The following is a 12,418-nucleotide window of genomic DNA, read 5'->3' as shown; positions in this document are numbered from 1 at the left end:
AAATGTCAGCAACTACAACAAACTTAAAAGAAGCAATCGTGAACCGCCGTTCAATTCGTAAAGTAACAAAAAACGATGCAATTACGAAAGAAAGAATTGAAGAAGTGTTAAAAACAGCTTTACACGCACCAACATCTTTCAATATGCAAAGTGGTCGTATGGTTGTATTAATGGATGGAGAGCATGAAAAGTTTTGGGATATCGTTAAAGAAACACTAAGAGCACGCGTACCAGCAGAAAACTTTGAAGCGACTGTAGAAAGACTAAAAGGCTTCCATGCAGGTGTAGGAACAGTTCTATTCTTTGAAGATCAAGCAACTGTAGAAAAAATGCAAGAAAATGCCCCATTATACAAAGATCAGTTCCCATTCTGGTCTCATCAAGGAAATGCGATGTTACAACATACTGTGTGGATGCTATTATCTGCTGAAGGAATTGGGGCGTCATTACAACATTACAACCCAATCGTAGATGCTGAAGTGAAAGAAACTTGGAACATTCCGGCAGAGTGGAGCTTAGTAGGTCAAATGCCATTTGGTGAATCAAACGAACAACCAGCAGAAAGAACGTTCTTGCCTACTGAAGATGTAGTGAAGTTTTATTAAGAAATACAATATGTAACGAGAAGGAAGCTGTGCTTAAAAACAGCTTCCTTTTTTGTAGTGGTGTTAATTTATGCGCATTTAGGGAAGAAATATAAGAAATAATACGGTGAGAAGGGAATTAGAAAAATGAATGATGAGAAAAAATATACAGTGGTAGGTACTGATGTTGAGGAAGTAAAGCGTTTAAATAAAAATTCAGGGTTAACGTATAATCAAGTGAAAGAAATGTTAGCAAAGCAAATGCAAAAAAAGAAGTAATTAGATTGAAATCTTTCATTTTTTCATTTAGCATTTTGATTGGAGAGAGTTAAGTAAAAGGTAACTCTCTTTTTTGTATAGCTAAGCATCTTATAGAGTGGAGGAAGCAACATGAAGAAATGGGTAAAGGTAACGCTGTCTATCACTGGAGGCATTGTCTTATTAGCGTGTGCCGGCGGATATTACGTGTATAAAAATTATTTTCCAAAGGAACCTGAGCGTATTGTATATGATAAAGAAAGAGTGCTACAACCGATACATAATCAGCTTAAAGGAATCAATATAGGAAATGTAAAGATAAAAGAAAGAGAAGTCGTAAATGCGACTGTAGATGAGCTTCAAAAAATGATTGATGATGGAAAGTTGTCATATGAAGAATTAACGAGTATTTATCTCTTTAGAATACAAGAACATGATCAAAATGGAATAACATTAAATTCTGTTACAGAGATAAATCCTAATGCGATGGAAGAAGCAAGAAAGTTAGATCAAGAGCGGGGTAGAAACAAAAATTCGAATTTATATGGTATTCCTGTCGTTGTAAAAGATAATGTACAGACGGAAAAAGTGATGCCGACTAGTGCAGGAACTTATGTATTAAAAGATTGGATTGCAGATCAAGACGCAACAATTGTGAAGCAGTTGAAAGAAGAAGGAGCATTTGTTTTAGGAAAAGCGAATATGTCTGAGTGGGCGAACTATTTATCTTTTACAATGCCAAGCGGGTATAGCGGGAAGAAAGGACAAAATTTAAACCCGTACGGTCCGATTACATTCGATACTTCAGGATCAAGTTCAGGATCTGCTACAGTAGTTGCAGCAGATTTTGCGCCGCTTGCAATTGGAACAGAAACGACGGGATCGATTGTTGCACCAGCGGCGCAGCAATCAGTAGTTGGGTTACGTCCATCTTTAGGTATGGTAAGTAGAACAGGAATTATTCCATTAGCTGAAACTCTTGATACAGCAGGACCTATGGCAAGAACAGTAAAAGATGTAGCAACGTTATTTAATGCAATGATAGGTTATGACGAAAAAGATGTTATGACAGAAAAAATGAAAGATAAAGAAAGAATTGATTATACAAAGGATTTATCAATAGATGGATTAAAAGGGAAAAAGATAGGGCTTCTTTTTTCTGTAGACCAACAAGATGAAAATAGAAAAGTAGTAGTAGAAAAAATTAGAAAAGACCTTCAAGATGCAGGTGCGATATTAACTGATAATATCCAGTTAAGTGCTGAGGGTGTAGATAATTTGCAAACATTAGAATATGAGTTCAAGCATAATGTAAACGACTATCTTTCACAGCAAAAGAATGTACCGGTAAAATCGTTAGAAGAGATTATAGCGTTTAATAAAAAGGATAGTAAAAGACGAATAAAATACGGACAAACATTAATTGAAGGGTCTGAAAAATCTGCTATAACGAAAGAAGAGTTTGAAAACGTAGTGCAAACGAGTCAAGAAAATGCAAGAAAAGAGCTAGATAGGTATTTAGTAGAAAAAGGTTTGGATGCTCTAGTTATGATTAATAACGATGAAGTCCTTCTATCAGCTGTAGCTGGTTATCCGGAATTAGCGGTTCCTGCTGGATATGATAAAAATGGAGAACCAATCGGTGTAGTGTTTGTAGGGAAACAGTTTGGTGAAAAAGAGCTTTTCAATATTGGATATGCGTATGAACAGCAGTCCAAAAATAGAAAATCACCTAGTTTATAAAAGATTATATGAAAAATAACTGCCACCGAAATTATGTTGGTGGATTCCAGTTAAACGAATCTAACAATATGAAAAGAAAAAAAGGATTCTTCTCAATTAGTAAGAAAGATTGTCTATAGGAGTTCATAAAATGTAATATATTCAATTTCCATCCATTGAAGGGGGAGGTTAATTCTTAATGAATGAAGTAAAGAGTTTTTTTCGAAGTAGAGGGTTTCAACGGTTTCTCGTTTTAATAATAGTAGCGCTTGTATTATACGCATTAAAAAGTATGATTAATTTAATATTAATTACGTTTATACTGACGTTTTTAATGGATCGATTTCAACGTTTTATTTCAAGAAAATTGAAAGTAAACCGGAAAATTGTTATTGCATGTTTATATATAATACTAGTTTCCTTTATAGGCACAACATTATATAAATATTTACCTGTGCTGACGATACAAATTTCACAATTAATTTATCAATTTAAACTGTTTTTTCAAAATCCACCTGATAATGAAATCGTTAAATATGCACTTTCGACAATTAATGGGATGGAAGTATCAAAATATATAGAACAAGGTGTAGACGTCATATATCAATCAATAGCAAATATAGGGAAGGTAAGTTTACAAATATTATTATCTCTAATTTTAAGCTTATTTTTCTTATTAGAAAAAGAGCGTATTATTACATTTACATCAAAGTTTAAAGATAGTAAGTTAAAAATCTTTTATGAAGAAATTGCATATTTTGGTGAAAGATTTGCAAGATCGTTTGGCAAAGTAATTGAGGCTCAGTTTTTAATTGCCGTTGTAAATTGTATTCTTACTGTCATTGCATTAATCGTTTTAGGATTTCCACAGCTACTTGTATTAGCTGTTATGATTTTCTTACTAGGGTTGATTCCTGTTGCAGGTGTGATTATTTCTTTGTTTCCACTTTGTATCATTGCTTACAACGTAGGCGGAGTTATGTACGTAGTATACATACTCGTATTCATAACAGTAATCCATGCTCTTGAAAGTTATTTTTTAAATCCGAAGTTTATGTCTGCAAAAACAAATTTACCAATATTCTACACATTTATGATTCTTATCTTCTCAGAGCATTTCCTTGGAATATGGGGGCTTATTATCGGGATACCAATCTTTATCTTTTTATTAGATGTACTTGATATAAATAATGAGGATGCGACTAAAAAATAAGAAATGATAGAAAATCACTAAAAAGTCATAGGAGATAATGAAAATAAAAAGCAATCCAAAATAAATTGGATTGCTTTTTATCTTAATTAAAGAACCGGAGCCATTGTTTCTTTCAATACTTGAACAGAGTGGTCGAATTTTAATTCTTCATCTTCACTTAATTCAACCTCTAAAATTTCACGAACACCGCCGCGATTTAAAACAGCAGGTACCCCGATATAAACATCTTTTTGACCGTATTGACCTTCTAAGTAAGCTGATACAGTTAATACACTATTTTCGTCGTTTAAAATTGCTTTTGTAACACGTAGAAGTGACATACCGATACCATAATAAGTTGCGCCTTTACGCTCAATAATATGGTAAGCTGCATCACGGACGTTTATGAAAATTTTGTCTAAATCTTCTTGATTATACGTGTTGTCTTTTTCAAGCAGTGTTTGTAGTTTTTGGATACCAACGGAAACATGGCTCCAAACTGGAAGTTCAGTATCGCCGTGTTCTCCGATAATATAAGCGTGAATGTTGTGTGGACCAATATCGAAGTACTCACCTAACATATAGCGGAAACGAGCAGAATCAAGCGTTGTACCAGAACCGATTACACGTTCTTTCGGTAAACCAGATTCTTTCCAAGTTACGTAAGTTAAAATATCTACAGGGTTTGTTGCGATTAAGAAGATGCCATCAAATCCGCTATCCATAATACTGCGAACGATTTGTTTGAAGATTTTAGCGTTTTTCTCAACTAAATCTAAACGTGTTTCGCCTGGTTTTTGTGGTAATCCAGCTGTAATAACTACAAGGTCAGCATCTTTACAATCTTCGTAGCTGCCTTTCCATACTCTAGTTGGAGCTGGTGCGAATGGAACAGCATGACTTAAGTCCATTGCTTCCCCTTCAGCTTTTGCCTCATTTACATCGACTAAAACAAATTCTTCAGCTACAGCCTGGTTAATCATGCAGTAAGCATAACTACATCCAACTGCTCCTGTTCCTACTAATACAACACGGTTAATACCTTTTTTCATTTCAAAATTCCTCGCAATTTCATTGATTTTATTATGTAAGATAATACGTCTTACTTCTATAGAGTCATATCTAGTTTATTACATTTTATAAAAGATATTCAAGTATTTGAAAATGTATCCGTGCAAATCCGCGAACAAAACATAGGAATTCAGTGAACCGAATATAATTCAGTAAAATCCTTTGTAAAAGGGGAAATGGCATGGGGAATCCATTAGCAATGGAAGAAATGCTTCATATTATTCATGCAGGGCTTGTTAAAAAGAATAACCCAAAACGGATTACGATTGCAGGTGCAGGGATTTCTGGATTAGTTGCAGGTTCTTTATTAAAAGAGGCTGGGCACGAAGTAACGATTATAGAAGCAAATAACAGAATAGGTGGCAGAGTGTATACGATTCGGGAACCATTTAGTGTGGGTTTATATTTTAATGCGGGACCGATGAGAATCCCTGACACCCATAAGTTAACCTTAGCGTATATTCATAAATTTAAACTACCTTTAAACCTTTTTATAAATAAAACTTTTGCAGATATCATTTATACGAATAACATTCAAACGAGATTGAATGTGTTTGAAAATGATCCAAGTGTACTTGAATATCCGGTTTTGGATAAAGAAAGAGGAAAAACGGCAGAAGAGCTAATGATTGAAGTATTAGAACCAATACTAAATTACATTAAGAAGGATCCTGATAAAAACTGGCTTATCGTTGAAAAAAAGTATAAAACGTATTCGCTTGGTTCATTTTTAATGGAGTATTATTCAGATGGTGCGATAGATATGATTGGGGTACTTCTTGATATGGAAGCTTATATGGGAATGTCCTTAATTGAAGTATTACGTGAAATGATTTTCTTTACTTCAACAACGAAATATTATGAAATAACTGGTGGAATGGATAAGTTATCGAATGCATTCTTACCACAATTAAGGGAACATATTTTAATGCCGTATAAGGTTGATAAAATTATACAAGAAGATAATAAAGTAATGTTACAAGGAAATCATGAACAAACGTTAGAGCAATTTACAATAACAAGTGATTTTGCTATTATTACAATTCCATTTTCAGCGTTAAGATTTGTAGAAGTTCAGCCATACTATTTATTCTCTTATTTTAAAAAAAGAGCAATTCGTGAATTAAATTATATTGCTGCAACTAAAATTGCAATAGAGTTTAAAAGTAGATTTTGGGAGAAAGCGGGACAGTGTGGCGGTAAATCTATTACTGATTTACCGATACGGTTTACATACTATCCGAGTTATGGCATTCATACTCCAGGACCAGCTATCGTTATAGCAAGTTATACGTGGGCAGATGAGGCGTTAACATGGGATAGTCTCCCGCAAAGAGATCGTATTCGGTACGCATTAAAAAATTTAGCGGAAATATACGGTGACATCGTCTATAGTGAGTTTGTCACTGGAACATCTTTTAGCTGGAGTAAAAATCCGTATTCTTGCGGTGCATTTACAGCTTTCGAACCAGGCCAAGAGCTCGAGTTATTTCCGTATATTACACCACCATCTGGAAAAGTACATTTTGCAGGAGAGCATACGACATTAACACATGGATGGATGCAAGGGGCAATTGAGTCTGGAGTTAGAGTTGCATATGAAGTAAATGAACAGTGAATCTCTTATATTTACAAATGGTCATTCTTTTAATAAAATGATAAATATAAATCGTAATTATTACGCTTTGAATACATTTGAAGTAAAGAAATGGATGGTCGGTTGAATGAATAAAGTGGAGATTCATATATTAGGTGGTTTTTTAGGTAGTGGAAAATCAACATTATTACAAAATTTATTGTTAGCAGAGAAAAAGAAGAATAGAAAAGTTGCAGTATTAATGAATGAAATTGGTGAATACTCAGTAGATACAGATATTATTGGAAAAGAGAATGTTTTAAGAGAACTTCTTAAAGGATGTATTTGTTGTACGTTAAAAGAAGAGCTTGAAATACAATTACATTCGTTATACCAACAAGAAAGACCAGATGTAATTTATATAGAAACGACAGGTGTTGCGCATCCAATTGAAGTGTTAGACGCGTGTGTCTCGCCAATTTTAGCTCCTTTTCTGGAAGTGAAATCAATTGTAGTCGTTTTAGATGCAGTAAGGTGGTTAAATCGAAGTATATTAAGTGCAAATGTACAACAGCTATTGCATGAGCAACTGAAATTTGGTAGTCACATTCTTGTTAATAAAGCAGATTTACTAACAGATGAAGATAAGAATACAGTATTTGAAGAAGTAAAGGCAATAAATGATCATGCGAAAATGTATAAGACAAAGTATTGTAATATATCTTTAAAAGATATAGAAGAAGCAGAATTTCCAAATGATGAGGAACACGAGACACTACATGTCAAACAGCATTTACATATACAAACAATGACATATCAATTTACGAAACCGATTGATCAAGACAAATTATATGAATGGCTTTCGAATTTACCAGATAGTATTTATCGAGTGAAAGGTTTTGTGAAATTCCATGGAGATAAATACCCTCACCTATTCCAATATTCGTTCGGAGTACCAACTTTATTAGAACAAGACTTCGGTTTCCCGACAAACTTAGTAGTAATAGGAGAAGGACTAGATAAGAAACAATTGGCTGAAGGGTTAGAGAAAGTAGAACTTAACTCTAATTAAGGGGAAAAGACTAACTTAAAAATAAGTTAGTCTTTTTGTATGGTCATTACTGAAATGAAACAGTATTTTCAATTGGATTGCAGAATATATATTGATTGTATGTCCGTTTCCATTACATAGGAAGGTGATTATATATTTGTGCCGAATGTAGAGGGTACTACAAGAGTTTTCCATTATCTATCGAATTAGTTAGTCATGATTACGGACAGGGGATTTTGGCGTGTTTGATTCTATCAGAAAGTAAAGTATGGGGAGGATCACAATGTCGATGAAAAAACGTAAGTGGCTAAAAACAATGTTTACTGGTTGTGTTTTAGGTTCGTTATTAATAACGGCAGCTTGTTCAGGAAAGAAAACAAGTACAGAGGATGAAAAAACGATTAAGGTAGGAGTCCTTGCTTCTTTAACAGGACCGCTAGAATCGTATGGAAAACAAACAGTGAACGGATTTGAATTAGGGTTAGATTATGCAACTGGTGGAACTGGGAAAGTAGATGGGAAAAAGATTAAGTTTGTTGTAGAAGATACAGAAACGAAAGCGGATGTAGCAGTTAAAAAAGCTACGAAGTTATTAGAAGAAGAGAAAGTTGATTTTTTAGTTGGATCGTCTAGTTCAAGTGATACGTTAGCGGTTTTACCACTGGCTGAAGAATATGAAAAGATTATGGTTGTAGAACCGGCAGTTGCGGATAGTATTACCGGGAAGAACTGGAATAAATATATTTTTAGAACTGGAAGAAGTTCCTCACAAGATGCGATTGCAGGAGCAGCAGCAATTGCGAAAAAAGATGTAAAGATTGCAACATTTGCCCCAGATAATGCTTTTGGTCGTGAAGGGATTGCTGCATTTAAAGCGGGTGCGAAAAAATTAGGTGCGAACATTGTGAATGAGCAATACGCGGATACAAATTCAACAGATTTTACAGCGAATATTCAAAATATCATTAGTTCAAAACCAGATTATTTATTTATCGTTTGGGCAGGGGCAAATTCACCTTGGAAACAGTTGAAAGATATGAATGTGGAAGCGCAAGGTATTAAAATTTCTACAGGTGCGCCAGATATACCAGCATTAAAAACAATGGATGCATTAGTAGGTATGCAAGGTTTTTCTGTATATTATCACACACTTCCAAAAAATAAAGTGAATGATTGGCTAGTTGAAGAGCATAAAAAACGTTTTAATGGTGCAGTGCCAGATTTGTTTACAGCAGGAGGAATGTCAGCAGCAATTTCTATTGTAGAAGCCTTAAAGAAAACAAAAGGTGATACAGATGTAGATACCTTGATTAAGAAAATGGAAGGAATGGAATTTGATACACCGAAAGGAAAGATGAAGTTTAGAGAGAAGGACCACCAAGCGATGCAGACACTGTATTCTATCACATTGAAAAAGCAAGACGGTGTTGATTATCCGGTGCCAGTGTTAGAGCGAGAATTAACGATGAAAGAAACAGAACCACCAGTTCAAAATAAATAGACTGAATTTTCTGTTGTTTTTGTATAAAGAGGGGGGACCCTCTTTATACATATTTCTTTCATACTCACGGCTTTAAAGGGAGGGATTTCGTGACACATTTGCTAGAGACGAAAAATCTTAGTGTATCTTTTGGTGAACATCAAGTTATTAAAGATGTAAATTTAACTGTCCAAAAAGGAAAGCTCATTTCTATTATTGGGCCAAATGGTGCGGGGAAGACAACGTTATTTAATTTACTAAGTGGACAGATTTCACCCACAACAGGTGAAGTGTATTTTAAAGGGCAAGATATTACAAAACTATCGATTTCAGATCGAACACGCTTAGGAATCGGTCGCTCTTTTCAGCTTACAAACATATTCCCAGAATTAACGGTACTTGAAAATGTCCGTTTAAGTGTTCAATCATTCGTACAAGATTACTATAGTTTTTTCCCGAGTTCAGTAAAATTAAAGCAACAAGTTGGAGAGGCGAGACGTTTCTTAAAAACAGTATTACTTCATGAAAAAGAGAACGTATTAGCGAAAGATTTGGCACATGGAGAGAAAAGGAAGCTAGAACTTGCGATGTTATTAGCTTTAAAAACGGATGTGTTATTACTTGATGAGCCGACGGCAGGTATTTCGGTTGAGGAAGTCCCTGCTATATTACAAGTGATTGAAAATATTAAGAAACATCCAGAGAGCACAATTGTACTTATCGAACACAAAATGGATATGATACTAGGTTTGTCAGATCATCTTATCGTTTTATTTCATGGAGAGTTATTGGCTGAAGGATTGCCAGAAGAAATTATGAAAGATGAGCGTGTACAAAGTGCTTATTTAGGGGGATTATATAGTGGCACTATTACAAGTGAATAATATAGAAACGTATTTAGATCAGTTTCATATTTTGCAAGGAGTATCTCTTGCTGTTGAGAAAGGGACGATTACTGTACTGTTTGGTAGAAATGGGGCAGGGAAAACAACGACATTACGTTCAGTGATGGGGTTTCACCGCATTGCAGATGGTGAAATTTATTATGATAGTGCAAAAGTGAGTGGATTACCTACACATTTAATTTCAAGGAAAGGAATAGGGTATGTACCAGAAAATCAAGGTATTTTTCATGATTTGACAGTAGAAGAAACTTTCGCTCTTGCTAGGGGAAAAGGTGAGGAAGTAGAAGGGAAAATAGAGTGGATGCTGGAACTATTTCCGGATTTAAAGCAGTTTTGGAATAAGAAAAGTGGGCTCTTGAGCGGAGGGCAAAAGCAAATGTTGGCTATTTCAAGAGCGTTTATTAATAGTGATGGATTATTACTTATTGATGAACCGAGCAAAGGGCTATCCCCGATAATGGTGGAGAAATTAATGGTAGCTATTTTGAAGATGAAAGAGAAAACAACAGTTTTACTTGTTGAGCAAAATTTTATGATGGCCAGTCAAATTGGCGATTATTTTTACATTATGGATAACGGACGAATTGTTCATAACGGTTTTATGAATGAATTAAAAAAGGATAAGGAAATGTGTCATAAATATTTAGGAATCTCTTAACATGAATCCGAGGTGAAAAGGATGGATGTGTTAATCAATTTATTTGTAAATGGGATTTCAACAGGGATGCTCATTTTTTTGTTAGCATCAGGTCTTTCACTTATTTTCGGTTTAATGAGCGTTTTAAACTTTGCACACGGTGGTTTATTTGCATGGGGAGCATTTACAGGTGTTTGGTTATTTAATGTGACAGGAAGTTATATATTAGCTTTAGTTGGAGCAGTAGCCATGGGAATGTTCCTAGGATTTATTTTAGAAAGGTTTCTTATTAGGCCGGTATATGGAAATCATGTTCGACAGCTGCTCGTTACGCTTGGAGGAATGCTCGTTCTTAGTGAGTGTATTAAAATATTTTGGGGGCCAAACCCTATTAGTGCAAAATTACCGTTATGGTTACAAGGAAGTTTTACATTCGGAGGTATTATATTAATTAAATATCGTCTATTTGTTATTTTGATTGGGATAATTATTTACATTGCACTACTACTATTACTCAAAAAGACGAAGATAGGTCTTATGATCCGTGCAGGTGTAATGGATAAAGAAATGGTTCAAGCGCTTGGTATTAATGTAAAAGCGATATTTTCTTTCGTCTTTTTATTAGGGGCAGGGATGGCAGCTTTGGGAGGATTCTTATTAGCACCGTATTCGGGCGTTATTTTCGCCGAGATGGGCATGCAGTATGCAATTTTAGCTTTTATAGTAGTAATTATCGGTGGATTAGGAAGCGTTCAAGGTTCAGCTATTGCTTCTTTAATTGTCGGATTAGCTGGTGCTTTTACAGCGTATTTTATACCAGATTTATCACTTGCAATTAATATGTTAATGTTACTATTTTTCTTAATAGTGAAGCCAACTGGACTTGTTGGTGAAAAGGGGTGAAATGGTGAACAACACATCGGACCGAATTAAAGTATACTTCGGAGTATGTATGCTCATTTGTTTAAGTGTATTTCCGTTCGTAAATGATTCACGGAGCCTGTTAATTTTGTTCACTCAAATCTTCATCTTTGCTATTTTTGCAATGAGTTTTGATGTATTACTTGGGTATACAGGAATTGTATCGTTCGGTCATTGTATGTTCTTTGGGATAGGAGCATATGGGGTAGCGCTTTTATTTGATCGACAAGGCGTATCAATAACGAACTTTTTAATTGGAATAGTAGCTGCAATTATCGTTTCAGCAATCGTTAGTTATATAATTGGTTTGCTTTCTTTACGATTGAAAAGTCATTTTTATGCAATGTTAACACTTGCTATTTCACAGTTATTTTTTGTACTTGCTGAAAAATGGCGTGGGCTTACTCACGGAGGAGATGGTTTTACATTTGGTGTACCAGACGTATTCCGTGATCGTTTTACGTTTTATTATGTAACACTTATATGTTTACTTATCATTTTTGTTCTGTTACGTCTTTTCACCAAATCTTCTATTGGAAAAGTATTAAAGGCAATTTCCCAAAATGAGCAACGTGTTGAAGCACTAGGATATAAAGTGCTTCATTATAAAATTATTGCTAGCATTGTTGCAGGAGTAGTAGCTGCGATTAGCGGTGGTTTATTTGTTATCACATTGCGTTTTGTTAATACGACTGTATTTTCAATTGAAATGACATTAAATGCATTATTGATGACGATGATTGGTGGGGTTGGAACGTTAATTGGAGCAATTGCAGGAGCTGGAATTATTGAATCTCTAAAATATTATTTATCAGAACTAGCTACAGAGTATCCGATCTTTGAACGATGGACGATTATTCTTGGTTTATTGTACATTATCGTATTGCTAGTTTTCCCGAAAGGATTAGTTGGCACGGTTAAGGGACTGAAGAATATGAAGCGGAATAAGAAGGAGAAAAGTGCAGAAGTGGAGCAAAATGTGTGAAAAATCAATTGTATAGAATATGAAAATCCCTCTTTT

At 34.7% G+C, this 12,418-nt stretch carries 12 protein-coding genes; 11 read left to right on the top strand and 1 reads right to left on the bottom strand.

The window, feature by feature from the left end; genetic code table 11:
• Window positions 1-2 precede the first annotated feature (2 nt).
• The 4 genes from ACTFO4_RS08045 (at window position 3) to ACTFO4_RS08030 (ending at window position 3,777) form a co-directional block, all read left to right on the top strand.
• Complete coding sequence (locus tag ACTFO4_RS08045; protein ID WP_001277023.1) at window positions 3-605, top strand: nitroreductase family protein; 603 nt, start codon at window positions 3-5, stop codon at window positions 603-605.
• 126 nt (window positions 606-731) lie between these two features.
• Complete coding sequence (locus ACTFO4_RS08040; RefSeq protein ID WP_000997344.1) at window positions 732-863, top strand: hypothetical protein; 132 nt, start codon at window positions 732-734, stop codon at window positions 861-863.
• 111 nt (window positions 864-974) lie between these two features.
• Window positions 975-2,585, top strand: a complete 1,611-nt coding sequence (locus ACTFO4_RS08035) for an amidase family protein (RefSeq protein ID WP_440013524.1) — start codon at window positions 975-977, stop codon at window positions 2,583-2,585.
• A gap of 178 nt (window positions 2,586-2,763) precedes the next feature.
• Window positions 2,764-3,777: an AI-2E family transporter gene (locus tag ACTFO4_RS08030; protein ID WP_001006597.1), complete on the top strand. Its 1,014-nt coding sequence runs from the start codon at window positions 2,764-2,766 to the stop codon at window positions 3,775-3,777.
• Window positions 3,778-3,863: 86 nt separating this feature from the next.
• Here the strand turns inward: ACTFO4_RS08030 and ACTFO4_RS08025 are convergent, their stop codons facing one another.
• Window positions 3,864-4,808: an L-lactate dehydrogenase gene (locus ACTFO4_RS08025; RefSeq protein ID WP_000715321.1), complete on the bottom strand. Its 945-nt coding sequence runs from the start codon at window positions 4,806-4,808 to the stop codon at window positions 3,864-3,866.
• Between the two features lie 200 nt (window positions 4,809-5,008).
• On the opposite strand from ACTFO4_RS08025, the gene ACTFO4_RS08020 reads away from it, so the two are divergent.
• The 7 genes from ACTFO4_RS08020 to ACTFO4_RS07990 all read left to right on the top strand — a co-directional run bounded on the left by ACTFO4_RS08020 (window position 5,009) and on the right by ACTFO4_RS07990 (window position 12,382).
• Window positions 5,009-6,445, top strand: coding sequence for a flavin monoamine oxidase family protein (locus ACTFO4_RS08020; protein ID WP_000528002.1), 1,437 nt, complete (start codon window positions 5,009-5,011; stop codon window positions 6,443-6,445).
• A gap of 106 nt (window positions 6,446-6,551) precedes the next feature.
• Window positions 6,552-7,475, top strand: a complete 924-nt coding sequence (locus tag ACTFO4_RS08015) for a CobW family GTP-binding protein (RefSeq protein ID WP_440013525.1) — start codon at window positions 6,552-6,554, stop codon at window positions 7,473-7,475.
• A 262-nt stretch (window positions 7,476-7,737) separates the two neighbouring features.
• On the top strand, window positions 7,738-8,955 hold the full coding sequence (locus ACTFO4_RS08010) for a substrate-binding domain-containing protein (RefSeq protein WP_000061996.1): 1,218 nt from the start codon (window positions 7,738-7,740) through the stop codon (window positions 8,953-8,955).
• An 89-nt stretch (window positions 8,956-9,044) separates the two neighbouring features.
• Window positions 9,045-9,818, top strand: coding sequence for an ABC transporter ATP-binding protein (locus ACTFO4_RS08005; protein WP_440013527.1), 774 nt, complete (start codon window positions 9,045-9,047; stop codon window positions 9,816-9,818).
• Window positions 9,796-10,497: an ABC transporter ATP-binding protein gene (locus ACTFO4_RS08000; RefSeq protein WP_001196696.1), complete on the top strand. Its 702-nt coding sequence runs from the start codon at window positions 9,796-9,798 to the stop codon at window positions 10,495-10,497. Before ACTFO4_RS08005 ends, ACTFO4_RS08000 begins: the two co-directional genes overlap by 23 nt.
• Before the next feature lie 21 nt (window positions 10,498-10,518).
• Complete coding sequence (locus ACTFO4_RS07995) at window positions 10,519-11,379, top strand: branched-chain amino acid ABC transporter permease (protein WP_000382805.1); 861 nt, start codon at window positions 10,519-10,521, stop codon at window positions 11,377-11,379.
• 49 nt (window positions 11,380-11,428) lie between these two features.
• The gene (locus ACTFO4_RS07990) at window positions 11,429-12,382 is read left to right on the top strand and encodes a branched-chain amino acid ABC transporter permease (protein WP_002040965.1); all 954 of its coding nucleotides are present in this window, start codon (window positions 11,429-11,431) and stop codon (window positions 12,380-12,382) included.
• The last annotated feature ends 36 nt before the right edge of the window (window positions 12,383-12,418 follow it).

Origin of the sequence: Bacillus cereus group sp. MYBKT14-1 (assembly GCF_051915185.1) — a bacterium.
Lineage (GTDB): Bacteria > Bacillota > Bacilli > Bacillales > Bacillaceae_G > Bacillus_A > Bacillus_A cereus.
This window is presented reverse-complemented; position numbering and strand designations above follow the sequence as displayed.

Coding starts and splice junctions, on each gene's coding strand:
- ACTFO4_RS08015 (WP_440013525.1), top strand. CDS start 6,552: ATGAATAAAGTGGAGATTCATATATTAGGTGGTTTTTTAGGTAGTGGA.
- ACTFO4_RS07990 (WP_002040965.1), top strand. CDS start 11,429: ATGCTCATTTGTTTAAGTGTATTTCCGTTCGTAAATGATTCACGGAGC.
- ACTFO4_RS08020 (WP_000528002.1), top strand. CDS start 5,009: ATGGGGAATCCATTAGCAATGGAAGAAATGCTTCATATTATTCATGCA.
- ACTFO4_RS08035 (WP_440013524.1), top strand. CDS start 975: ATGAAGAAATGGGTAAAGGTAACGCTGTCTATCACTGGAGGCATTGTC.
- ACTFO4_RS08010 (WP_000061996.1), top strand. CDS start 7,738: ATGTCGATGAAAAAACGTAAGTGGCTAAAAACAATGTTTACTGGTTGT.
- ACTFO4_RS08025 (WP_000715321.1), bottom strand. CDS start 4,808: ATGAAAAAAGGTATTAACCGTGTTGTATTAGTAGGAACAGGAGCAGTT.
- ACTFO4_RS08045 (WP_001277023.1), top strand. CDS start 3: ATGTCAGCAACTACAACAAACTTAAAAGAAGCAATCGTGAACCGCCGT.
- ACTFO4_RS07995 (WP_000382805.1), top strand. CDS start 10,519: ATGGATGTGTTAATCAATTTATTTGTAAATGGGATTTCAACAGGGATG.
- ACTFO4_RS08030 (WP_001006597.1), top strand. CDS start 2,764: ATGAATGAAGTAAAGAGTTTTTTTCGAAGTAGAGGGTTTCAACGGTTT.
- ACTFO4_RS08040 (WP_000997344.1), top strand. CDS start 732: ATGAATGATGAGAAAAAATATACAGTGGTAGGTACTGATGTTGAGGAA.